The following is a 23,567-nucleotide window of genomic DNA, read 5'->3' on the forward strand; positions in this document are numbered from 1 at the left end:
GACGATGAGCCGGCGGAAGTTCGACCGCATGGTAAGCGAAGCGCTCGACGAGATTCCGCCAGAACTGACCAAGCGGATGGATAACGTCGTCGTACAAGTCGCGGCACGCAACGACGAGGAACCCACGCTTCTTGGGTTGTACGACGGGGTTGCGCTTACCGAACGACTCGATGATTACGCCGGTGTTCTGCCAGACACGATCTGGATTTACCGCGACGCGATCCTGGATATTTGCCGAGATGAGGACGACGTTCGCGCCGAAGTACGCATAACCGTCGTGCACGAAATCGCGCATCACTTCGGTATCGACGATGCGCGCCTGCATGAGCTGGGCTGGAGCTAGCGGCAGCGGACGCCGCCTGCGCGGTTTGCGGATTCGGTGAACTGAGCCAGGTAAACCGGTCTATCCACGCAGGCCAACGCGTCGCCCGTCGGCATTCCACCCACCGAAGGTGAAATCGCGGTATAGATCACGGCGCCCGTATAACTTCGATAACAAAAGCCGTACCGATCGGATACAAAGGGTCGGAAACCGTCGTACGCGTGCGCGAACGATGGTTGTATCGACAAAGGAGCAACCCCGTGGCGGGGCTGAGGCCCGGTACTGGTGCGCTCTGTCGTCTGTGAGGTCGTCGGAGCAGCTCAGGTCGGCATCGTAACGATGACGTGCCGGTGCCACGGGTTGTGTTGTCTCGGCGTCCACCACAGGTCGTCGTCGACGACTGAGTGAGCCACAGGCAACCACCGCAGACGGAAGGGCTGATTCGTGGCCAAGTTAAGTGTAAAGAACGTATACAAGGTCTTCGGGAGACGCGAACAGGAAGCCGTACGGCGCCTCGAAGACGGCGCGGCAACCTCTGAGGTCCGACAGCTCGGTACCCCAGCGGTCATCGACGCCTCATTCGACGTCCAAGAGGGCGAAATCTTCGTCGTCATGGGCTTGTCGGGATCCGGTAAGTCGACTCTGATCCGGACCCTCAACGGCCTCTGGACCACCTCGCACGGCAGCGTAGAGATTGATGGTGTCGATATCGCGAAAGCCAGCGACGCCGAACTACGCAAGATCCGTCAAGACAAGATCTCGATGGTGTTCCAGCACTTCGCGCTGATGCCACACCGCACGGTCCTGGAGAACGCGGCGTACGCGCTGGAGGTCAAAGGCGTCGAGCGCGATAAGCGTCTGGCGTCGGCAGAGCACTGGCTCAACGTGGTCGGGCTCGAAGGCTGGGGAGACAAATACCCCAGCCAACTCTCCGGCGGTATGCAGCAACGCGTCGGGCTCGCTCGCGCGCTCGCCGCCGAAACCGACATCCTGCTCATGGACGAGGCGTTCTCGGCACTCGATCCATTGATCCGCCGCGAGATGCAGGAGCAGCTCGTCGAGTTGCAAAGCACCCTCGGCAAGACGATCGTGTTCATCACGCACGACCTCAACGAGGCGATGTTCCTCGGTGACCGCATTGCGGTCATGCGCGAAGGTCGAATCGTGCAGATCGGCACCTCCGAGGAGATCCTCACCGATCCGGCAAACGACTACGTCGCGCAATTCGTGCAGGACGTCGACCGCACTCGCGTGCTGACCGCTCGCTCGGTCATGGAGAAGCCACTGAGCCTGGTCGGCGCAAACGCCGGTCCACGGATCGCGTTGGAGCAGATGCGCAAGGGGCAGAGCACCGGCGCGCTGGTGGTCGCCCGCGATCGCACCCTGCTCGGGTACGTCAGCGATAGCGACATGGTCAACGCGGTCAAGGCCGGCGAGCGCCGCATCGACGCCTACCTGCTGCACGAGGAACTGCAGACCGTGTCACCCGATGCCCCGCTCGTGGATCTGTTCGCGCCATCAGCAGGATCTCCGATCCCGCTGGCCGTCGTGGACGAGTCCAATCGACTCCTCGGCATCATCCCGCGGATCGCACTGCTGTCCTCCATCGCATCGCTCGGCGATCACTCAGAAATGAACGCGGTCAACGAGGACGGAACCCCCTACGAGAGCACGCACGGCCCGCTCACCACCGGATCAATTCCGCTTGACAGCATAGTCAGCGCGGCAGAAGCCGCCGGAGAGGAGCAGTCCGATGGACGTGCTTAATCCCAGCATTCCTTTCGGCGACTGGGTCTCGGACGCGATCGACTGGATCACGTCGACCTTCAGCGCGGTATTCGACTTCATCAAGCTCGTCTTGGAAGGCTTCCACGAGGGCCTGTTCTGGATCCTCAGCGAGCCGCCGTACTACGTCATCATCCTCGTCTTCGCCGCGCTGGCGTGGTGGGGACGCGGGTGGCAACTGGCTGTGTTCACCGCCGTCGGGTTCTATCTGATCCGAGGATTTGATCAGTGGACGAATGCGATGAACACGATCGCGCTGGTGATCGTGTCGGTGGTGATCGCCTTGCTCATCGCGATCCCACTCGGAATCTGGGCGGCACGTAACGACGTGGTCTCGCGGATCGTCAAACCGATCCTCGACCTGATGCAGACCATGCCCGCGCTGGTCTACTTGATCCCGGTGATCATCATCTTCGCTGTCGGGCCGACACCCGGCGCTGTCGCAACCGTCGTGTTCTCGCTGCCTCCGGGCGTCCGCCTCACCGAACTCGGCATCCGCGGCGTGGACAAAGAGGTCGTCGAAGCAGGACAGGCATTCGGTTCGACCCCCGGCCGGATCCTGCGACAGATTCAGTTACCGCTGGCGATGCCGACCATCATGGCCGGCGTCAACCAGGTGATCATGCTCGCGATGTCGATGGTCGTTCTGGCAGGCATGGCTGGCGCGAAGGGGCTCGGCGGCGAGGTCGTTGCCGCACTGTCTCGTAGCCAAGTCTCGCTCGGCGTGGAGGCCGGCCTCGCGGTCGTCATCATCGCCATCTACCTCGACCGGCTCAGCAACTCGATCGGCAGCCGGTCTGGGCGGAAACAAAAAGATAAAGCAAACGCCTAATACACACGTGAACACGCGCCTCGGCGCGGAACGATGAAGGAGTTGGATTCGTATGAAGAAGCTTTCGCTCGCTGCGATCGCTACAGCAACGGCGCTCGTGCTCGCCGGCTGCGGCGCCTCAAACGAAGGCGGCGGCGGTGACGACGAGGGTGACGGCGGTAGCTCAGCCGACTCGAAGTGGGCCGACTGCACGGTCGGTTCGGACGCCGCCGAGGTTGGTGACCCGTCCGAGGACGCCGACCAGGAAGTCTCGATGATCGCGTTCAACGGCTGGGACGAATCGTTCGCAACGACGTACCTGCTCGCGAACGTGCTCGAGGCCGACGGCTACACCGTCGACATTCAGGCACTGGACGCCGGCCCGGGCTTCACCACGCTCGCCGCGGGTGAGGCCGACCTGCTCACCGACGTGTGGCTACCGGTCACGCACGCCGACTACGTATCGAAGGACGAGGAGAACTTCGAGAGCCTCGGTTGCTGGTACGACAGCGCCACGCTGAACATCGCGGTTAACGCTGATTCGCCGGCGCAGACCATCGGCGATCTGAAGGACATGGCGGACGAGTACAACAACGAACTCGTCGGCATCGAAGCCGGCGCGGGCGAGACCCAGCTGGTCGAAAGCACGGTCATCCCGGGTTATGGCCTTGAGGACCTCAACTTCACGACGTCCTCCACCTCCGCGATGCTCGCCGCGATCCAGAATGCGGAAAACAACGGCACCAACGTCGCGGTGACCCTGTGGCACCCACACTGGGCATACACCGCGCACGATCTGCGTGACCTAGAAGATCCAGATGGCCTGATGGGCGGCGCCGAGTTCATCTACACCTTCGCGGCCGATGGCTTCGGTGAGGATCACCCGTACGTCGCTCAGCTGGTCAAGAACTTCACCCTGGACGATGACCAGTTGGGTGAAATCGAGGACCTGATGGTCAACAAGTACGACAACAAGCAGCCCGAGAAGGCCGTGGCCGAATGGCTCGAAGCCAACCCGGACTACATCGATGATCTGAAGGCCGGTGCGCTGGTCTAAGTTTTCGGGTCTTATCGACCCACCCGCTGAAAGGGCGTCGCGCGATCAACGCGCGGCGCCCTTTCGTGTCCGCAGGCGTCGGTCCGTCGCCGCCGGGCATCGCCCGGGGGCGCCAGCGCCGTTGGTGCTGGCAGATTCCAGTCGCGTCGGCACCGGATAGCGCTAACAGACGCCGGTCGCCGCCGGTCCCGTCAGCGCCGGGCAGCGCTAGCAGACGCCGGTTCCCGTCGGCCCAGGCAGAACACGCAGACGTCAGTCCGGTCAGCACCGGGTAGCGCGAGTGGGTTGGCCGGAATTGGCCGTATACCCGACCGCGGCGATAGTCTCGGAAAATGCGCAACGAGCCGATGCCGAAGATCCCCCGTCAGATGCCCACCTGGGCCGAACTCAAGCCCTTACTTGGCTTCCAGGGGCCACAGTTGAATGGGCACGCGCGTCGACTGTCGCGGGCGTTCACCATCGACGACCTGCGCACGATCGCGAAGCGTCGTACGCCGCGATCCGTGTTTGACTACACCGACGGTTCCGCAGAGGACGAGTCCTCGCTCGGGCGCTCCCGCGAATTGTGGCGCAGCGTCGAACTTCAGGCGGACGTCCTGCGCGATATCGCGGACGTCGATCTCAGCACCGACATCCTCGGCGAGCGCTCGGCGATGCCTTTAGCGTTCGCACCAACTGGGTTCACCCGGATGATGCACTATCAAGGCGAGATCGCGGTGGGGCACGAGGCAAACAACGCCGGTATCCCGTACTCGCTGTCGACGATGGGGACGACCTCGATCGAGGATGTCGCCCGCGTGACCCCGGACGTACCGCGCTACTTCCAGTTGTACGTATGGCGCGATCGCGCGGCGAGTACCGAACTCGTCGAACGTGCCCGAGATGCCGGGTACTCCACGTTGATACTGACCGTCGACACAGCGGTCGGCGGTGCCCGATTGCGCGATGCGCGCAACGGCCTGACGATTCCGCCGCGACTCACGCCCAGCACGTTCGCCGATATGGCACTGCACCCGCACTGGTGGGCGAACCTGTTGACCACGGCCCCGCTGCAGTTCGCCTCGCTGTCGAACTGGGAGGGCACCGTCTCGGAAATGATCAACCACATGTTCGACCCTTCGGTGTCGTTCGACGATGTCGCGTGGTTGCGGTCGGTGTGGCCAGGCAAATTAGTGATCAAGGGGATCCAGAATGTCGAGGACGCCAAGCGATCGTTTGAGGTCGGCGCTGACGGGCTGATCCTGTCCAATCACGGCGGCCGGCAGTTGGCGCGGTCGCGTCCGCCGCTGCGGTTGCTGCCGGAGGTGCGCGAGGCGGTCGGCGACAAGCCGGTGTTCATCGATGGCGGCGTGATGGGCGGCGGGGACGTCGTCGCCGGTATCGCCGCCGGCGCGGACGCCGTATTCGTGGGCCGCGCCTACCTGTACGGCCTGATGGCCGGCGGGAACCTCGGCGTACGCCGCGCGCTGGAGATCTTGCGCTCGGACATGATCCGCACCATGCAACTGCTGGGCGTTTCCAAGGTGTCCGAGTTGGGCCCGCAACACATTCGTATTCCGTAACCTCCCCGACCGTGCGGTCGACCCGGATTCCAGCCCGGCGATGTTGTGGTACTCAAGGTAACCGCCCCGAACGTGCGGTTGACCCGCAAAAGACGCAGCGAAAACAGGAGGGCATCGCGCTATATGCGATGCCTAGCCGATTTCGCTGCGTTTTTTGCGGCAGGCCAGCGGTCGGCACGGTGAGTGTCGGCCGTCGTGGACCTTCAGGTCACGTTCGCGCGCATTTCCCGGGACCTGGCTCCGGCCGCGCACATTTCTTGAGACGTGGCTGCGGCCGCGCGCATCTCCAGCAACCTGGCTGCTGTCGCGCCGCTTACGCACCGAGGCCGGTAGCCAGGCGAGCCGGCGGCCGGCGGAGTATCGCAGTCCGTATCTCCGGGTACCCTCGTCAGGTGACTGACTCCGACTCCAAGCTCCCGATCATGATGCTGCACGACCGTCTGTTGGTGCAGCCCACCGACGAGGCCGGCGACCGTCGCTCCAGCGGCGGCATCCTGATCCCCGCGACCGCACAGGTCGCCAAGCGGCTGCGCTGGGGAAAGGTGCTAGGCGCCGGACCCGCGGTACGTCACGTGAAGATCGATGACCGCGTGTTGTTCGGCGAGGAGGACCAGCACGAGGTCGAGATTAACGCCGAAACGTACGTGATCCTGCGCGAACGCGAGGTGCACGCCGTCGCCGCGCAACGCGTCGACGTCTCCACCGGCCTCTACCTCTAGCGAACCCCGATCGCCCGGCAATGGCGGCCAATTGGCCGAGTCGACTCGACTAGCGATAGCAACCGCTCGACCGAGCGACTTAACCGACGCTGGCAGGCCGTTTGACCGAGCGATTTGACTGCCGGTGGCGGGCCGATTCGCCGAGCCGAGCCAAGTCGACTGGCGATGGCAACTACTCGGCCGGGTTGGTTTGACCGGCGACGGCAGACACTTGGCCGAATGATGACGGCGGCAAGCCGTTCGACCGAGCCGAGTGATTTGACTGGCGATGGCAACTATTCGGCCGGATTGGTTTGACCGGTGACGGCAACCGCTCGACCGAGTCGAGTTAGAGAATGCCGCCTTCGGACGGACCGGTGGTCGCCGGGTCGATCCCTGCCCACTCCAGAATCCGCGGTCGCTGCGAGCGGTCGGCGGGTACATCGACCTCGATAATTGCGGTATTCGGCAGGACATTGCGGTACGCGAAGTCCAGCGAAACGCCGTCGGCCCACCGCTGCGTCGCCGTCCGCAGGCACAGCCCATGCGCCACCGCGACTACGGCGCCGTCGCTGTCACCGTGCGCATTCCGGATCCGCTCGAACTCGGCAGTCATTCGATCAACGACGTTCTGGCCGGACTCGCCGCCGGGACGGGCCTGCTCAAGGTCGCTATTGACGTTCCAGGACGTCGCGAGCTTGTCCATCGCTTCGTACGCCTCAACGTCCGCGCGCTCCCCGAGATCGCCCAGGTCGACCTCGTGGAACCCATCGAGCTCAACCATCTCCATCCCCAGTCGGTGCGCGAGCGGCATCGCGGTCTGCTTGGTCCGGGTCATTCGCGAGTGATAGATCGCTTCGATGTCAGCGTCTTTGAGCCGGTCAGCGAGGGTTTCGGCTTGCAGCCGGCCGAGGTCGGTCAGGTCGGGGCCCGGAATCGAACACGCGATGACGTGATCGCGATTAGCTTCACTCTCGGCGTGCCGCACAAGGTACAACTTCACGACGATGCACCGTCCCGACGTACCCCCGCGAGCCACTGAGCGGCCTCGACGAACGCGTGATCGGTCGCGTCGTCCGGCAGCTGCTCATTCTGTCGGTCGCCGCGCGGATAGGACCCCAGGAATCTCACGTCGCGGCAGGTGCGGTGCAGCGCCGCCAATGCGTCTCCCACTCGCGGGTCCGAGACGTGCCCCTCGCATTCGAGGATGAAATGGTACTCACCCACTCGTTCGCGCCACGGCCGCGACTCGATCCGGGTGAGGTTGATCGCGCGCGATGCGAGTTCAATCAGCACCCCGCTGAGCGCCCCAGGCTGCTCCTGGCGGATATGCACCACGAACGAGGTCCGATCATTACCCGTCACTTCCCCAGGTGTGCCGGGCAGGCTCAGCAGCGCAAATCGCGTCACGGCCCCCGTGGTGTCCTCGACCTGTTCGGCCAGGATGTGCAGTCCATTGTTATCGGCGGCGATCCGCGCACTGATCGATGCGTCGTACTCGCCGTTACCAACCAGCACCGCCGCCTCCGCGGTGGACGACGCGACGACGGTCTGCGCGTTCGGCAAGTGCTGCTGAACCCAAGCCCGGGTCTGCCCGTGCGCGTGCGGGTGGCTCACGACTGTCTTGATGGCGTCGAGTTCGAGGGGCTCGCGCGCGGCCAACACAAACGACACCGGCAGGAAGACCTCGCGAACGATCTGCAACGGCTCGCCGACAACCAATTCATCGGTGGTCACCGACACGGGGCCTTCAACAGAGTTCTCGAGCGGCATCAGGCCGTACGTCGTTTCCCCCGATCGTACGGCCGCAGCGACTGCCGGCACGCCGGCCATCGGCACCTGTTCGCCGTCCCGAACCTCCGGGATCATCAGCAGCGCTTGTTGGGTGAAGGTTCCGGCTGGCCCGAGATAGGCGTAACTGTCTGGCACCCTCCGAGCCTAACTGCCACAGCCGCCGTTGCGCCGACCACCCGGGTGCAGTTGATTGCCGCCGTCGACCGATCGAAGACGAGCAGACCGATGTGGCGCGGGCGGGTTAGTAACCCTGGGCCGGGTCAATGATGTTGCGCAGCGCAGCGCCGTCGAGATAATTGCGCAGGTTCTCCAGGAACAAGTCGACCACACGACCTTCTTCGCCGTCGTCCAGCGTGGCTGAGTGCGGGCTGACGATTACGTTGTGCATGCCCCACAGCGGGCTGTCCGTCGGCAGCGGTTCCTTCTCGAATACGTCGAGCGCCGCCGAGGACACTTGACCGCTCTCCAGCGCCGCGATTAACGCGGCCTCGTCGATGACCGTGCCGCGTCCGACGTTCACGACCACAACACCCGGTTTGCAGGCAGCGAGGACCTCGGCGTTGACCATTTTGTTGGTGGACGGCGTCCCCGGCGCCGTGACCACGAGGTGATCGGCGCGCCCCACGACGTCCTTGAGGTCCTCGCTACTAACGATCTCATCGAACCCGTCTACTGACTCGACGCGCCGCTTCACGCCGATCGTGGTCATGCCCATCGCTTTGGCGCGCACCGCGACCGCTTTGCCGATCTCCCCCGCGCCCACGATGACGACGGTCGCCTTCGACAGCTGGTCGGTCAATAGCCGCCCCGGCCACTCGCGGGCGGCCTGCAGTCGCTTGAGCCTGGCGAGGTCCTGTGAACCGGCGAGCATGCCGAAGATCGCGAACTCGGCCAGGGGCTCCGCGTGTACGCCGGCAGAGGTCGTCACGGTGACTCGCTCGAGTTGATCATCCGTCAGTTTCGCGCCGCTCAAGAACGGTCCGGCCCCTGCTTGTACGGCGTGGACCCACCGCAGATCCGGGTCCGCTTCGACCAGTCGGCGTAGCCCGGACGGACGCAACTGCGGGATCCCGTACACCACCTCGCCCTTGGCCAGGTAGTCGTAGAAACGATCCGCTTCACCTTCCGGCAGCGATGCGGTCACGCCGCCGTGGTGATCGCCGAGGGTCCGCTCGGCCGGGAAGAACGACGGGTCGAAGTCGACCGTGACACGCGGGTCGAAGCCTCGGATCCGTTCGACGTACTCCGCGGTCATCGGTACCCCGATCACGACCTGAACCTTCGCCGTCATACCTGTCTCCTTCGCCGATGCACGTAGCTGCGCTGCAGACGATCCTAGGCACAGCGATGCGGATCACTATTCGAGACGTGCGCCGCGCCACACAATCGGCCACTCGCACGAATCGAGCTGCGGTACACCAGCGCAGCTCGTACGGCACGTCGCAAAACACGTCGGCTGAGGGATCAACCACTCACGTGGGGGACAGATTACGATGCCTGCGCGCGCCGCGGTGCTACCGCGACGTACACCTCGAAGCCGTCGACGACCCGCACGAACAACATCGACGAACCGCTCAACTCGCCGACGTGCTCCAGCATCCCTTCGCGGTCGATCCGGTTCGCGACTGCCGGATCTAGCCCGGAGATCGCCAGCGTCGTCGCGGAATCGGTCAACTCCACAATCGTGCGGCCATTGCGACCCGACTTCGGCCGGCCCTTCACCACGACCGGTGACTGCACCCATTCGTGCGTCTGCAACACCCGGCGCGCTTTACGCCGGTACGTCAGGCCAATCAACGACGCGGCGCCGAACGACCCTCCCAGCAAGAACAGGAAGCCACCGAGGAACGGCCACGCGCCGCCCTGCGGCAACAACATGACCCCCAGCACGATGAGCGCCACGGCGAAAATGATCGTGCCGATGAACGCGCGGTCCTTTGCACGTTCATGCCTCCGCGTGCGAGGGTCGTCAGCAGCCGGACTCACACAGTCCCCTCGGCGCGCAGACTCGCCAGCGTCCGGACCCGCCCGAAATACTCGATGCTGCCGCGTGAGAGCCGCACCAGGACCGACGAGTCATCGGCTAACTCGCCGACGTACTCGATCTGGTTCTTCATCGCGATCTCGTCGCGCAACTCCAGCGGATACTGCACCAGCGCGATGCGATACTTGCCATCCTTGGTGTCCAGCAGCGTCTTCTCGCGTTCGCCGTACGCGTCGTCGACGACCGTCGACACCCGTACCCGCGACCATTTACCTTTACGAAGCTTGTTCCAGTGCGACAGTTTGCGGAACATGACGATCGACCACCCAAGCAGCACGATGCCGGCCGCGACGAATAACCAGCCAATAACGTCGGCGGTCGTGCTGCTGAGCCCGACCAGGAACAGGACGCCGATAGCGACCATCGGCGCGCCCGCGACGAAGGGGCCGACCGCGAATCGCGAATTGACCGGACCGTGCACGTGACTTCCTCTCCAGCGCTCGATCGGCGCCGATATGTCCCGCAGCTCGCGTACGACTAGAGACCTTCGGGCTGCTCAACTCCTCAGTGTTTCACGACTCCCACACTTTTCGCCGTGCAGCGCAGTGGCGGTCGACACGCTGCGCACCGCTGTGGCGCTGTCAGGAGCCGGGCGGTACGGCTCCATGCTGGAGCCGGACGGCGCGGCTACGCACCCGGCTGAAAGGATGCGGCGGTGACCACCCGCGCGCGCACGCCTCACCCAGCCTGGCTGGCTGCGTTAGCCATCCTGCTGCTCGCGACGAACCTGCGTACGGCGGTTAGTTCAGTTGGCGCACTCCTCCCCGAGATCCGCGAGGGTGCTGGCTTGAATGGTTTCGAGGTCGGTCTGCTGACCTCACTACCACCATTCTGTTTCGGGGTGATGGGCCTGGCTGGTCCCGCTGTCGGACGGCGACTTGGCCTGCATCGGACGGCGTTACTGACGCTGCTCATCATCGCCACGGGCCAAATCATCCGTGGCGCGGTACCCGGTGCGGCGTGGCTGTTCGGCGGCTCCATCCTCGCCCTCGGCGGAATCGCGCTCGCGAACGTAATCATGCCGAGCCTCATCCGCGAGATGTTCCCCGACCGGATTGCCGGGATGACCGGCGCCTACACCGTCGTCGTCGCGTCCGCGCAGGCCGGCGTGTCGTTCGCGACGATCCCGCTCATGCATGCCTTCGGCGGCAACTGGCAACTCGGCATTGCCATGTGGGCGGGCATCGCACTGCTCGCAGCGCTACCGTGGGCACCTCTAGCCGTCCGCGACACTGCCAGTTCGCGCCGGTCCGCCGGCGCTCACCGGTTGCCGCTGGCCACGATCGCGCGAATCCCGAAGGCGTGGGCGCTAGCGCTGTTCATGGGCTCCCAGTCGATGGTCGCGTACATCATTTTCGGCTGGTACCCGACGCTGCTGCAGGATGAAGGACTGGGCGCCCAGGCGGCCGCGACGCAGGTCGGGATCGTGTCGGTCGCGGCAACCATCGCGGCCATGTTCGCCCCGACCGTGCTCAGCCGGATGCGGCAGCCGGCACTGATGATGTGGGTGCTGTTCGCTGCGTGCGTCGCCGGATATCTCGGGCTACTGCTGTGGCCGGCCGAGCTGCCGACGCTGTGGTCGGTGCTGATCGGCACCTCACAGACCTACTTCGCGATCGCCTTGTACATCGTGAATCTGCGCGCGCGAACCGTCACCGGTGTGCTCTCGCTGTCTGGGTTCATGCAGAGCGTCGGCTACATCTTCGCCGGAACCGGACTCCTGCTGCTGGGCACGATCCACGGCAACAGCACCCAGTGGGCGGGAGTCCTGGTGTTCATGCTGGTGCTGTGCGGTTTCATGCACGCGCTATCGCTGATCAGCGTCAGCAACTGGCGTCTGGAGGACGAGATGGAGCGTCGCGGGATGTCGACACCCGGACCATAGGCGAGCCGACGCAGGCAACCACGCCCAGCGCCCCCTACCGACTGCGCCTCGCTAACGCAGGGCTTGCGGCCCCTTCTTGCCCTTCAACGCTCCGGCAACACCGACGGCCACGAACGCGATGGCACCGATGACGCCGATCCAGAAGAGCGTCTTCACGACGAAGCCGACGACCGAAATGGCCACCAGCACGCCCAGGATGATCAGCAAAGTCTTCATACTGGGCCAAACGAGTCCCTGCGGTGCATTGTTCCGCAGCTTGACGTTTTGGGGCGTTGCCCGCAGGTCGCCGGTGGGGTTAACCCCACCATCCACATGCGTTACGCGACCGGCCGATGCGGTGCCATGTCCAGCAAGCGACGTGCCACTGCCAGACCCTGCTCGCGGTAGCGCGTTTGCCCGATGCGGGTGCGACGGTCGATGAGATCTTCGGCCGTCAGCGCCAACTCGTGCCGAATGCCCCAGACCAATTCGGCCCGGATCACCGGCAATTGCGGCACGACGCGCTCGCGCAGTTCTGGGTGCCCATCGGCGAGCGCGAGCACCTCGGTGGCCTCAAGGCCGTATCGGCGTACGAGGCGACGGTCGGCGTCGACGGCGTCCAGCGCATGCTCCGAAGCTGCGCCGAGCAGCGGAAGTTCCTTCGTCAGGCATTCACCGGCCCACATCATGCCCGCCGCGATAGCCCGGTCGACAGCATCCTGGGCCATCTTGCGGTACGTCGTCAACTTGCCGCCGATCACCGTGACGAGCCTCGACTCCGACACGACAATCGCATGCTGACGCTCCAGGTCACCGTGCTTCTGAGTGTCGAAAACCGGCCGCAAGGCCGCGAAGCGGCCCACAACGTCATCCTCAGTCAACTCAACGGCCAACGCTCGGTTGATCGTGGACAGCAAAAATGCGACGTCGTCGGCCGAGACGTCAGTGTGCTTCAGCGACGCAGCGGCGGTATCGGTCGCGCCGACGAGCACGAGGCCGTCGGACTGCGGGACCGCAAACACGACCTCCTCGGGCCTGTCGGCAACGGGCACCGCGAGCGCCGTCCGTGGGTTGCCCAGCAGATCGCCGGGCACCAGCAGATGCGCCCCGCGCCGCAGAGCGACATTCAATGACGGCTCAAGAGCGGGTGCCCATACACCGGTCGCATTGACGACCATGCGCGCGCCGATCTTCACTTCGGCACCGCTCAGCGCATCGCGCGCCAGCACTGAGTCCGGACCAACTTTGAGCGCCTCGACACGGGTCAGGATGCGGGCACCGTAGTCGGCTGCCGTGCGCGCAACGGCAATGACCAGGCGTACGTCGTCCTCGAGTTGCGCATCGAAGGAAAGCATCGCCCCGGTGACTCCGTCGCGGCTCAGCCCCTCAAACAGTCCTCCAGCTTCGGCCGCGCTCACGCGGCGCGGCTTGGGCATGACGGCCGAGCCCAAGCCGGACGTACGCCGGACAACGTCCCCGAGCCGGAGACCGAGCCGAGTAAGTTGCCGGGTCTTGCGCGGTACGTCGGGCAGTTCCGGGGTGAGCATCGGCAACGGACGGACGAGGTGTGGCGCAATTCGGCGCATCAACGCGGCGCGTTCGCTCGCTGATTCGTAGGCGATGCCCAGTCCACCAGTAGCGAGGTAGCGCGTTCCACCATGAATCACGCGGCTGGACGACTGGCTGGTTCCTCCGGCGAGATCCGTGCGTTCCAGCAACGCGACGCTGAGCCCGCGGCTGGCCGCGTCCAGCGCGATGCCGACGCCCGTAATGCCGCCGCCCACCACGAGCAGGTCGACCGCCTGCCCGTCCGCGAGCTCGGCGAGCTCGGACGCTCGACGTGATGCGGTCAGGGATGTCTGCGGATCTGACACGGGAGCCTCATCTTGCGCTGGTTGGATACCTTCGAGGCTAAGCCGCTGCGGCCGCTTTACGCCGGAGGCGCTCCCGTGCGCCGCGCTCTCGCGCTCAACACGCTGGCTAGCGAGAAGCTCAACACGCTGGCGGGCGCAGGGCTCAGCAGTCTGGCTAGCGCAAGGAGACTTGGCGACCGATGATGCCGGCGCGGGCCCGACGCTGCGCCTCGTTCAACGGCTCGTCCGCGGCCAGCGCTGCCTCGATCCGCTCCTTCATGGCAGCGATGGGCTTCTCGAATTCGTCCGGGTGTGCGTCGATCGGGACGTCCCACACCGGTACCAGCAGGCCGTGGCCGCGGAACTGTCCGGCGAACTTCGTGTCTTCGCCAAGCGTCAACTCGCCGGCCGCGGACAACCGAGCAAGCGCGTCCAGCAGCGAGTCCTCGGCGTACGGCACTGGCCAGCGCACATGCGCCTTCGGGCCTGGCGCGCACCAGTATGCCGCCTCGACGCTCGAGAGCCGCACCGTCGGGAACACGGTCTCGTTGGCGCGCTCCATTGATGCTTTCACGTCAGCGGACTGCTTCTCGGCCTCGGTGAGCCAGAAACCGAAGTCCTCGTGCACGGTGACCTCGAGTGGTTCATCAGTGAGGATCTCGGCGAGGGTCGGGCCGTCCAGCGGTGCCGTTTCGATCGGCAGCAGGTCGCCGGGCTGAGCCGCCAGCGCGCGCAGCAGCGCGTGCGCAATGTCCCGGGAGGGGTCGTTGGAGGGGATTGAGGTCTGCGCGGCGACGAACACCGAGCCGTCTTCGCGGACCATCGCCGGAACGGCCATCGGCAGCACCGTGCCGAGTGCGACCTCGCGCTCGGGCTGGTCCTTCAAGTGCAGCGGCGCGGTCGCGGCGGGCACGAGTTCGCGCAGCGCGATCCAGTCGCATTCACTCGGCGTACCCGCGAACGAGCGGACGACGATCGGCCGGTCGATCCGTTTGGTGCGTTCGCGTTTCACGGCGCCTTGCTCAGCGTGACGGGCGGCGTTCTTCTTCAACCGTTCGGACTTCTTACTCATGGGCGTCGAGTCTATGCACCATGTGAATTCGGGAACGGATCGGTCGCCGCGCGATCAATCCATTCCTCATTCAAGGGTCGTCTAAGGTGGGCGCCATGCGTGCCGGAGCTGCTTTCGCCATCGACGTCGTATTCGTCATCGCCTTCGCGGCGATCGGACGCGCCAGCCACGAGGAGGGCGTGAGCGTCAGCGGAATCGCCGACACCGCCTGGCCCTTCCTCGTCGGGCTCATCGTTGGCTGGGCGATCGGCACCATGATCGTCAAGAGCTACCCGACAACCTGGCGCACGGTGTGGCCAGTCTGGATCTGGACAGTCTTGATCGGCATGGTGCTACGCGCACTCACCGGAGACGGCACAGCGGTCGCGTTCATCATCGTCGCGACGATCACCTTGGGCGTCTTCTTGTTCGGTTGGCGCCTCATCGCTGCGGCCATCACTCGACGTCCGGCCACGAAGCGCTGAGCGAGCCGCGAAAATCGTGGGCGTCTGACCCACAAATGGCGCACCGACCAATATCATTTACGCACTGCTAATCCCGGGCTCCGGGCTACACCCGCGCGCCCACCAGCAGTAGTCGCCGACGAATCAACAGGAAAGAAGCGCGCAATGCAGGGTCTGATGCAGGACTACCCGCTGACTCTCACCAACATCTTTCATCGGATGGAGCAGCTCTACCCCGACCACACGATCGTCACCGGCGGGCCGAAACCGAGTCGCTTTACCTATGCCGAGGTATGCGACCGGACGCGTCGGCTCGCGACCGCGCTGGAGACGAAGTTGGGTCTGGGCCGGGACGCCGTGGTGGGCACCTTCTGCTGGAATACCGTTCAGCACCTCGAGGTGTATTACGCCGCTCCGTGCAGCGGTCGGATACTGCATACCCTGAACATTCGGTTGTTCCCGCAGCAGATCGAGTACATCGCCAACCACGCCGGCGACGAGGTCATCTTCGTGGATCGCTCACTACTGCCGTTGCTGCTGCCGTTGCGTGAGAAGCTTCCGAAGGTCGCCAAGTACATCGTGATTGACGATGTGGCGGAGGGCGCCGACGGCCCCGAGGCCCCTCAGGACGACGCCTTCCTGGACTACGACGAACTCATCGCAGACGTCGAACCGATCGCCGAATTCCCCGAGCTCGACGAGAATTCCGCTGCCGCGTTCTGCTACACATCCGGCACCACCGGCAACCCGAAGGGCGTGCTGTATTCGCACCGCTCGATGTGGCTGCACGCGATGGCGTGTACGTCGAACGCGGGTGTCGGCGTCAAGCCCAGCGATACGGTGTTACCGGTCGTGCCGATGTTCCACGCGAATGCCTGGGGCTTCATCCACTCCGCCCCAATGACCGGCGCCAACCTGGTACTCCCGGCATCCGATATGACCCCGAAGGGTCTGGCCGATCTAATCGTGAACGAGGGCGTTACGTTGGCCGCGGGTGTGCCGACGATCTGGCAGGGCGTCGTGCCATTGTTCGACCAGTACGACTTCAGCAAGCTCGATCGCATTCTGTGCGGTGGTTCGGCGGTGCCGGCTGGCCTGATCAGCGAATGGCAGAAGGTCGGCGTACTCGTGTGGCAGGCGTGGGGCATGACCGAGACGAATCCGGTCGCGACGGGCGCGATCATCGACCCGCGTCTGGATGGCAAGAGCGAAGCGGAGTTGCTGCCGCACCGGGCCCGCGCCGGGACTCCCTTCCCTGGCCTCGAGTTCCGCATCGTGGAGCCGGACACGACGAACCCGCTGCCGTGGGACGACGAGACCACCGGCGATCTACAGGTGCGCGGTCCGTGGATCGCCAAGAATTACTTCAACCCGGACGCCGGCGTCACGCTGTGCACCGAGGACGGCTGGATGTCGACCGGCGACGTCGCCGCGATTGATCAGTTCGGGTCGGTTCGGATCGCCGACCGCACCAAGGACCTGGTGAAGTCCGGTGGTGAATGGATCTCCTCGGTCGACATCGAAAACATCCTGATGAGCCACCCGAAGGTCCGCGAAGCCGCGGTCGTCGCGATTCCGCACCCGAAATGGGATGAGCGTCCGCTGGCGTGCATCGTGCTCGAGCCAGGTCAAGACGCGACCGTCGACGAGCTGCGCGAGTTCCTCGCCCCGCAGATCGCCAAGTGGTGGATGCCGGATGCGTTCGAGTTCATCGACGAGGTACCCAAGACCAGCGTGGGCAAGATGAGCAAGAAGGACCTGCGCGACCGGTTCCACGACTACACGTTGCCGACCGCGTAACCGCTGATTAAGTCTGAACGGCCGGACGATGACCCAGGGTCGTCGTCCGGCCGTCTCAGTTCAGTCGAACGGATCGGTGACGCGAACTACATCGGGCAGGACGCGTCGATGATCACGTCGTGTGAATCTTCCGGAGTATTCGGATCCTCGGCCACTGTCCCCGAGAACGTCAGGTGCCCATCGGTGAAGTCGACATCCGACTCACCGACGTTGATGAGTTCGCCATCCTCACCGGGCGGCGTCAAGGTCACGGTGAGATTATTCAGCGCTTCCGGGGGCGGGACCTGGACGTCGAGTTTGCCGCCGTCCTCCGTGGAGCTGGTGATGACCGTGACCCCAGCCTCCTCCTCGCACACAGGCGCCGACCACTCCGATTCGATTGGTGCGCCGTCAATCGCAATGTCAACTGCGGCGTCACTCGGGTCCCCGGAGCCTTCCGTGCTCCCTCCGGTCCCGGACTCACTCCCGCTTCCATCGGCCTCGTCAGTTACGCCGTCGGTGTCCGACTCCTGGATCGCGGACGAATCCGGCTCACCGTCTCCCGAATTCGACTCGTCACCCCCGCAGGCCGACAAAGCAAAAACGACGGAGCCGATCGCCACTACCGCCCCGGTCGCGAACCTTCGGCTGCGCATGCGCTGCTCCTTCAAAACTCAGATATGTGACGCCACGGTCCCAATGAACGGACCGGTCGTCAATGGCATCAGCGAAAGCCATTGGACCGCTGACGTCGCGATCGCTACCGTTTCGCGTGCCGTTGGGCGACCGCAAAGCCGTGTGGGGACCCCGCATGGACGAGATCCCCACCAACAGTGCTGACTGCTGCTAGATGACCGCCGCGGCGCTGCCGTCCTCGGAGACCATGGGCTTACCGGCCGCGTCCCACGCCTTCATGCCGCCGTCAACGTTCACAGCGTTGAAGCCGTTACCGTTCAGCCAGGTCGTCGCCTGGGCGCTACGGCCACCGGCGCGGCAGAACACGTACACCGTGTCGGCCTCGGGAATTTCGTCCAGGCGCTGCGGCACCTCGGCGAGTGGGATGTGCTTGACGCCCATGATGTGTCCGGCGCGCCATTCGTCGTCCTCACGGACATCGAGAACCGCGGCGTTCTCCGGAACCTGATCGACGGTGATCTGTGGAATGTCTGCCATGCCCCGATGGTCCCACGGGCCCGAATCGTTCTGTCGTCCGGCCGGACCGATTGTGGATCGATCAACCATTCCACGGGTAGATCCTGCAGTCGGCCACCGTTAGGCTCGGCCCGGGAAAGGAGCATCCATGACATCTACCGGCGAGCAGACGCTCAACGCCAACGGCATCACCATCGCGTACGAGGTCTTCGGGCCGGAGGAGGCACCGGCGTTACTGCTGGTTAATGGACTCGGTTCGCAGATGATCGGTTATCGCACGGAGTTCTGCGAGAAGTTGGTTGCTCGCGGGTTCCGAGTCATCCGCTTCGACAACCGGGACGTCGGTCATTCGACGTACTTCGATGATCGGCCAACGCCGGACGTACGCGCCATCGCGAAAGGCGACCGTTCGACGGTGCCGTACTCGCTGTCAGACATGGCGGCCGACGCGATCGGCCTGCTCGACGGACTCGGGATCGACAAGGCACATATTGCCGGGATGTCGATGGGCGGGATGCTCGTGCAGCGGCTAGCCACCGAGTACCCCGAGCGAATCTTGTCGATGACCTCGATCATGTCGACGACCGGTGATTGGTCCGTCGGACGCGCGACGCCAGAAGCCAATGCCGTACTGATGCAGCCGCTGCCGGAAGATCTCGATGCCGCGCTCGATCAGCTCACCGAGAACAGCCGCATCATTGGTTCGCCAGGTTTCCCCTTCGATGCGGCGGCGGTGCGCGCTCAGCACGTCGAGATCCTCAAGCGGGCGAATCACCCTGCTGGCAAGATCCGTCAGCAGGCGGCGATCTTCGCTGACCCAGATCGGACACCGGCGCTGCGCGGACTCTCGGTGCCCACCTTGGTGATCCACGGTGCGGACGACCCGCTGATTAACGTCTCGGGCGGCGAAGCCACCGCTGCAGCGATCCCGGGTGCGCAGTTGAAGATCTACCCCGGAATGGGACACAATCTGCCCGAGCAGCTGTGGGATGACTACGTCGCCGACTTTGCTGGGATCGCGGGCCTGCCCGCCTAGCCTCAGAACACTTTCGCCGACCAACCGCCGCGCCGTCGACCCGGCCCAGCGGGTCGACGGGGCGGGGATCGCTGGCGGTCGGGCGGGATCGCAGGTGAACAACGCTCGCCTGGCGACTCGAGGGTGGTTACTTCAGGAGACGGTCCATTCGACGGTCGTTGAGTTTCTTTCCACCGGTCTGACAAGTCGGGCAGTACTGGTACGACTTATCGGCCAGGGAAATCTCTGCGACACCGTCACCACACACCGGGCACGGCATGCCCGTGCGGGCGTGCACCTTCAGTCCCGACCGCTTCTCCCCCTTGAGCCGCGCGACCTTCTGACCGACCGAACGCGCCACAGCGTCAGCCTCAACGTCAAGGATCGCTTGCGCGAGAGTCGCTACTTCCTCTTCGGTCAGTTTCTTCGCGATCTTGAACGGCGACAGTTTCGCCGCGTGCAGGATCTCGTCGCTATAGGCGTTGCCGATCCCCGCGATGACTCGCTGGTCGATGAGCGTGTTCTTGATCCGACCGCCCTGATTGGCGAGGATCTCGCCCAACGAGGCCGCGTCCAGCGAGAGCGCATCGGGGCCAAGCCGAGCGATCCCCGGAACATCTTGCACGTCACGGACGACGTACGCCGCCAGTCCTTTCTTGGTGCCGGCTTCGGTCAGGTCGAACCCGCTGCCGTCGTCCAGATGCACCCGTAAGGCAAGCGGTCCCCTACCGGGTCGCGGCGGAGCCTTCGGCAAGGCGTCGCTCCACCGCAGCCAGCCGGCCCGCGCCAGGTGAATCACCAGGTGTACGCCGTCGACGTCGAGGTCCAGGAATTTTCCGTAGCGTCCGGCGCCGGTCACGCTCAGGCCCTGCAGCGCGGTGAACGGAGGGTCGAACGTCTTGATCGCGGAGATCGCCGCTACATCGATGCGCTCGATGAACTTTCCGACCGCGTGCTCGCGTAGGTGGTGCGCGATGGCTTCGACCTCGGGCAACTCAGGCATGCGCTCATCGTGCCACGCATCGGGCCCAGGCCCAACGGAAAACTCCAGCGATACCGACGCGAATGCGGGCGTCGGGGCCGTCGACGCACGCGAGTCTGCCCCACCGTTCTAGCTCTCACGCCCCCCGATTCCCCCTAGCCAATGACGTGCTCGGCGAACAGTTCCTTACCAGCGCGCCAGGTCCGCTCGTCCATGCCAGGTGAATCGGCATGGTGATAGGTGAGTTGATGCCCGCACCGCTCCCGCAGATATTCGAACTTCTCGCGGACCTGGGCAGGGCTACCGACCAGCGCCGTACCTTCCCGCAGGTAGGTGTCGAGGTCGCCGAACGGCGCCTGCCCGCGCATCTTCGCGAATTGCTCCATCTGCGCGGCGAATGCCGGACGAAACTCCTCGATCGCCTGCTGGCTGGTCACCGCAACGTGTGCGCCCGCGACGCCGACCCCAACCTGGGCATCTTCAGGCGCGTGACCGCGTGCAGCCCACTCCTGGCGATACACAGCCACGTGCCCGGCGACGTCGTCGATCGTGCCGATCAAATTGCCGCTGACCAGCGGTTCACCCCACGCGGCCGGCCGCTCAGCCGACTCACGCGAAGACAGACCCGCGTGCCACGCCGGGATCCTCAGCTGCCGCGGGCGCGGTGATAACTCAACACCGTCCAACGCGGGCCGTAGCGGGCCGTCGTACGTGGCTACCTGGTTGTTCCACAGGTCCCGCAAGAGTTCGTACGCCGCGACGGTGATGTCGGTTTGCTCCTCAGGCGCCACCCCGAACAGGTTTTGCGCAGTCGGGCCGAGTCCGGTACCGATGATCAGCTGCAGCCGACCGTCGGATAGTTGGTCGAGCGTTGCGTAGTCCTCGTACGCGCGCACTGGATCGTGCATCGCGATCGTGGATGCGGCGGTGAACAGTCGTATCTTCGAGGTCCGTGCGGCGATGTATGCCAATAACACTGCCGGCGACGAACTGAGGTAGGGCACGTCATGCCGCTCGCCGACACCGAAGCCGTCAAAACCGAGACGTTCGGCGAACTGAGCTATATCGGCGATCTGTTCGTAGCGCTGGTGAACACTCTTATCCGTGCCGTGTGGGATCAGGCTCATCAGCGTGAACCGGTGTGCCGCGTCCGACAGGTTGCCAGCACTCACCGAGCGGGATCGATCACGATGTCAGGCAGATCAGGTCCAGCCTTCACCGACTCCAGGAACAGCACGATGGTGGCCGCGACGACGCGGTGGATCGCGTCGTTGAGAACATCGTGTACGCCGCCGCGCAGCACCCGTACCCGCGCCTGCGCAGCGTCGACGTACGGCGCGATTGCCTCGGCGACCGGGGTTACCGGATCGGCCTCGCCGTGCAGCACCAACACCGGCGTGCTCGGCACCGTGACCGTCGTCAATTCTTCCGGCAGCGCCCGATTGAGCGCGCCACGTTCGAAGCTGTCGCTCGCTTCCAGCACGGTGCGATGCACCGGGCACGCCGAGCGCGCAGCGATCTCGGATTCCCAATCGTCGGTGCCGACCGACGAGGCCAGAGCCACGCCAGCGATGATCGCCGCGTCCGCGCCCACTTCATCAACGACAGAACGCACCCACGCGGCGCCGGCGTCCGCGCCGACGAGCACCTTCGGCGACGGCAATGATTCATCGCCGATCAATTCCTGCACAGCCGAGCGAGCCGACACCAGATCGTCGAGGTTCAGCGCAATGAGCCGTACTTTCCAGTTCTCCGATGAAATGCGTCGACCGAAGCGCTGGTAGGCGGCCCCGTCTTCACCACGACCGGGGACCACAATCACGGTGCCGCGGGCCGTGGCACCTTCGGGTTCATCCCATGTCCCGATCACCGCGGCGCTCACTGCTGAGCTCCGGTACGACGAGCAGCGGTGTAGCGGTTTTCCGGGATGGGGATGCCCATATTTCCTCGCAGTGTGTCGGATTCGTATTCGGTGCGGTAGACGCCTTTGTCCTGCAGGATCGGAATGACCTCGTTCACGAACCTGGCAAAGTTGGACGGCCGACCGATGTGGATGTTGTAGCCATCGGCGGCATGCGACTCAAACCACTCGATCAGCGTAGCCGCGACGGTCTCCGGCGAACCCACGAAGGGGCTTCGGGTGCGACCGCGGGACTGCTCGACGGCCTCGCGCAGCGTCCAGCCCTTCTCGGCAGCGCGATCCGTGATCCCCTTCGCCTGGGTGTACCAGGCGTTCTTAGCGAGTTCGAGCACGCCAGTTGGGAAGGGCGCATCCAAGTCGTACTGGGTGAAGTCGTGCCAGCCGAAAGGACGACCAAACTCACCCAGCGCCGCCTCGAAGGTGTGGTCGGCGTCAATGTACTGCGCTTCGAGTTCGCGAGCGTCATCATCAGTGTCTGCGATGACGACATCGATGCCCGGCATGATTACGAGCTCGTGGGCCTCTCGACCGAATTTCTCCTTCGCGCGGGTCTTAATGTCGTTATAGAAGGCCTGCGCGCCGGGAATGTTCGCCGCGTGCGTGAAGATTCCTTCGCCGAGGCGGGCGCCGAGGTCACGCCCCTGGTCCGAGTCTCCGGCCTGGAAGATCACCGGGTGACCTTGCTGGGAACGCTCGATGTTCAGCGGCCCGCGGACCTTGAAGTACTCCCCTTCCCAATTGAGCGTGTGCTGCTTACTCGGATCCATGAACTGGCCGGTCTCGCGGTCACGCGGGAAAGCGTCGTCCTCGTAGGAGTCCCACAACGCGCGGGCAAGTTCGATGTACTCGTGGGCTCGCCCATACCGGGTGTCGTAGCCATACATCTCGTCCAAGCCATAGTTGAACGCCGTCCCGGCATCGCCAGTGGTGACAACATTCCATCCGGCGCGGCCGTGACTGATCAGGTCCAGCGATGCCAGCCGGCGCACCAAGTTGAATGGGCTGTTGAAACTGGTGGTCGCCGTCCCGACGAGTCCGACGTGCTTGGTGTGCGTGGCGAGCGCGCTCAGCAAGGTCAGCGGCTCCAGCCGATTGAGGTAGTGCGGTGGGGAGTGCGGCGTAATGAACTGACTGTCCACGATGAACACCAAATCGAACAGTGCGGCCTCGACCTGCTTGGCCGTGCTGATGTACCAGTCGATGTCTACGCTCGCGTCGCCGGGAATCTCCGGGTCACGCCAAATCGTGTGGTGCCCCGGTCCGCCGGTCGGCGTGGTCACTGCGCCGAGGTGTATCTGCCGCTTCGCCATGTGCTTCCGTTCCGTCAAGGTCGGCGCGGAACTGACCGCGCACGAGGTGCTAGTTTCAGTTTCAACCAAAGACGCCCTGCTGTCCAACAACGTCTCATGGTCT

Annotated in this window: 24 protein-coding genes; 10 read left to right on the forward strand and 14 right to left on the reverse strand. The window is 64.6% G+C overall.

Going from position 1 to position 23,567, the window contains the following annotated elements; genetic code table 11:
* Positions 1-4 precede the first annotated feature (4 nt).
* From E1H16_RS11380 to E1H16_RS11405, 6 genes are all read left to right on the forward strand, one after another.
* Positions 5-343 carry a metallopeptidase family protein gene (locus tag E1H16_RS11380; RefSeq protein WP_134323979.1) on the forward strand — a complete coding sequence of 113 codons (339 nt, stop codon included), beginning with the start codon at positions 5-7 and terminating at the stop codon, positions 341-343.
* Positions 344-766: 423 nt separating this feature from the next.
* Positions 767-2,089 carry a quaternary amine ABC transporter ATP-binding protein gene (locus tag E1H16_RS11385; RefSeq protein ID WP_134323980.1) on the forward strand — a complete coding sequence of 441 codons (1,323 nt, stop codon included), beginning with the start codon at positions 767-769 and terminating at the stop codon, positions 2,087-2,089.
* Positions 2,076-2,939 carry an ABC transporter permease gene (locus tag E1H16_RS11390; RefSeq protein WP_134323981.1) on the forward strand — a complete coding sequence of 288 codons (864 nt, stop codon included), beginning with the start codon at positions 2,076-2,078 and terminating at the stop codon, positions 2,937-2,939. Before E1H16_RS11385 ends, E1H16_RS11390 begins: the two co-directional genes overlap by 14 nt.
* 52 nt (positions 2,940-2,991) lie before the next feature.
* Positions 2,992-3,975, forward strand: coding sequence for a glycine betaine ABC transporter substrate-binding protein (locus E1H16_RS11395; protein WP_134323982.1), 984 nt, complete (start codon positions 2,992-2,994; stop codon positions 3,973-3,975).
* 332 nt (positions 3,976-4,307) lie between these two features.
* Positions 4,308-5,537, forward strand: a complete 1,230-nt coding sequence (locus E1H16_RS11400; RefSeq protein WP_243837827.1) for an alpha-hydroxy acid oxidase — start codon at positions 4,308-4,310, stop codon at positions 5,535-5,537.
* A 392-nt stretch (positions 5,538-5,929) separates the two neighbouring features.
* A complete protein-coding gene (locus tag E1H16_RS11405; protein WP_243837828.1) occupies positions 5,930-6,256 on the forward strand; it encodes a co-chaperone GroES in 327 nt (108 codons plus the stop codon).
* A 328-nt stretch (positions 6,257-6,584) separates the two neighbouring features.
* Here the strand turns inward: E1H16_RS11405 and E1H16_RS11410 are convergent, their stop codons facing one another.
* From E1H16_RS11410 to E1H16_RS11430, 5 genes are all read right to left on the reverse strand, one after another.
* Positions 6,585-7,238: a histidine phosphatase family protein gene (locus E1H16_RS11410; RefSeq protein ID WP_166741725.1), complete on the reverse strand. Its 654-nt coding sequence runs from the start codon at positions 7,236-7,238 to the stop codon at positions 6,585-6,587.
* Entirely contained in the window at positions 7,235-8,164 is a 930-nt protein-coding gene (gene pheA / locus E1H16_RS11415; protein ID WP_243837829.1) for a prephenate dehydratase, read from the reverse strand. Before pheA ends, E1H16_RS11410 begins: the two co-directional genes overlap by 4 nt.
* A 106-nt stretch (positions 8,165-8,270) precedes the next feature.
* Positions 8,271-9,320 (reverse strand): D-2-hydroxyacid dehydrogenase, encoded by a 1,050-nt coding sequence (locus tag E1H16_RS11420; protein ID WP_134323984.1) that lies wholly within the window; start codon positions 9,318-9,320, stop codon positions 8,271-8,273.
* Positions 9,321-9,517: 197 nt separating this feature from the next.
* Positions 9,518-10,015, reverse strand: coding sequence for a hypothetical protein (locus E1H16_RS11425; protein ID WP_134323985.1), 498 nt, complete (start codon positions 10,013-10,015; stop codon positions 9,518-9,520).
* Positions 10,012-10,494, reverse strand: a complete 483-nt coding sequence (locus E1H16_RS11430; RefSeq protein WP_134323986.1) for a hypothetical protein — start codon at positions 10,492-10,494, stop codon at positions 10,012-10,014. Before E1H16_RS11430 ends, E1H16_RS11425 begins: the two co-directional genes overlap by 4 nt.
* Positions 10,495-10,728: 234 nt before the next feature.
* On the opposite strand from E1H16_RS11430, the gene E1H16_RS11435 reads away from it, so the two are divergent.
* Entirely contained in the window at positions 10,729-11,958 is a 1,230-nt protein-coding gene (locus E1H16_RS11435; protein ID WP_134323987.1) for an MFS transporter, read from the forward strand.
* Between the two features lie 51 nt (positions 11,959-12,009).
* Here the strand turns inward: E1H16_RS11435 and E1H16_RS18400 are convergent, their stop codons facing one another.
* The 3 genes from E1H16_RS18400 to E1H16_RS11445 all read right to left on the reverse strand — a co-directional run bounded on the left by E1H16_RS18400 (position 12,010) and on the right by E1H16_RS11445 (position 14,862).
* Positions 12,010-12,174 (reverse strand): hypothetical protein, encoded by a 165-nt coding sequence (locus E1H16_RS18400; RefSeq protein ID WP_166741695.1) that lies wholly within the window; start codon positions 12,172-12,174, stop codon positions 12,010-12,012.
* Between the two features lie 101 nt (positions 12,175-12,275).
* Positions 12,276-13,811, reverse strand: a complete 1,536-nt coding sequence (locus tag E1H16_RS11440) for a glycerol-3-phosphate dehydrogenase/oxidase (protein ID WP_134323988.1) — start codon at positions 13,809-13,811, stop codon at positions 12,276-12,278.
* 154 nt (positions 13,812-13,965) lie between these two features.
* Positions 13,966-14,862 carry a DUF5926 family protein gene (locus E1H16_RS11445; RefSeq protein ID WP_134323989.1) on the reverse strand — a complete coding sequence of 299 codons (897 nt, stop codon included), beginning with the start codon at positions 14,860-14,862 and terminating at the stop codon, positions 13,966-13,968.
* 95 nt (positions 14,863-14,957) lie between these two features.
* Here E1H16_RS11445 and E1H16_RS11450 point away from each other — a divergent pair, with 95 nt between their 5' ends.
* Both E1H16_RS11450 and E1H16_RS11455 read left to right on the forward strand, forming a co-directional pair.
* Positions 14,958-15,326 (forward strand): DUF3054 domain-containing protein, encoded by a 369-nt coding sequence (locus E1H16_RS11450; RefSeq protein ID WP_134323990.1) that lies wholly within the window; start codon positions 14,958-14,960, stop codon positions 15,324-15,326.
* Positions 15,327-15,470: 144 nt separating this feature from the next.
* Complete coding sequence (locus E1H16_RS11455) at positions 15,471-17,105, forward strand: long-chain fatty acid--CoA ligase (RefSeq protein WP_134323991.1); 1,635 nt, start codon at positions 15,471-15,473, stop codon at positions 17,103-17,105.
* Between the two features lie 86 nt (positions 17,106-17,191).
* Here E1H16_RS11455 and E1H16_RS11460 read toward each other — a convergent pair whose 3' ends face one another.
* Positions 17,192-17,740 (reverse strand): hypothetical protein, encoded by a 549-nt coding sequence (locus E1H16_RS11460; RefSeq protein WP_134323992.1) that lies wholly within the window; start codon positions 17,738-17,740, stop codon positions 17,192-17,194.
* A gap of 190 nt (positions 17,741-17,930) precedes the next feature.
* A complete protein-coding gene (locus E1H16_RS11465) occupies positions 17,931-18,257 on the reverse strand; it encodes a rhodanese-like domain-containing protein (RefSeq protein WP_134323993.1) in 327 nt (108 codons plus the stop codon).
* A 127-nt stretch (positions 18,258-18,384) separates the two neighbouring features.
* Here E1H16_RS11465 and E1H16_RS11470 point away from each other — a divergent pair, with 127 nt between their 5' ends.
* A complete protein-coding gene (locus E1H16_RS11470) occupies positions 18,385-19,272 on the forward strand; it encodes an alpha/beta fold hydrolase (RefSeq protein WP_134323994.1) in 888 nt (295 codons plus the stop codon).
* A gap of 127 nt (positions 19,273-19,399) precedes the next feature.
* On the opposite strand, the gene E1H16_RS11475 is transcribed toward E1H16_RS11470, so the two are convergent.
* From E1H16_RS11475 to E1H16_RS11490, 4 genes are all read right to left on the reverse strand, one after another.
* Positions 19,400-20,254: an Fpg/Nei family DNA glycosylase gene (locus E1H16_RS11475; RefSeq protein ID WP_134323995.1), complete on the reverse strand. Its 855-nt coding sequence runs from the start codon at positions 20,252-20,254 to the stop codon at positions 19,400-19,402.
* A gap of 134 nt (positions 20,255-20,388) precedes the next feature.
* The gene (locus tag E1H16_RS11480; RefSeq protein WP_134323996.1) at positions 20,389-21,405 is read right to left on the reverse strand and encodes an LLM class flavin-dependent oxidoreductase; all 1,017 of its coding nucleotides are present in this window, start codon (positions 21,403-21,405) and stop codon (positions 20,389-20,391) included.
* Positions 21,402-22,115, reverse strand: coding sequence for an alpha/beta hydrolase (locus E1H16_RS11485; RefSeq protein WP_134323997.1), 714 nt, complete (start codon positions 22,113-22,115; stop codon positions 21,402-21,404). The genes E1H16_RS11480 and E1H16_RS11485 overlap by 4 nt, the downstream gene beginning before the upstream one ends.
* The gene (locus E1H16_RS11490; protein ID WP_134323998.1) at positions 22,112-23,464 is read right to left on the reverse strand and encodes an NtaA/DmoA family FMN-dependent monooxygenase; all 1,353 of its coding nucleotides are present in this window, start codon (positions 23,462-23,464) and stop codon (positions 22,112-22,114) included. Before E1H16_RS11490 ends, E1H16_RS11485 begins: the two co-directional genes overlap by 4 nt.
* Between the last annotated feature and the right edge of the window lie 103 nt (positions 23,465-23,567).

The sequence above is a fragment of the Cumulibacter soli genome (assembly GCF_004382795.1).
In the GTDB taxonomy this organism is placed as follows: domain Bacteria; phylum Actinomycetota; class Actinomycetes; order Mycobacteriales; family Antricoccaceae; genus Cumulibacter; species Cumulibacter soli.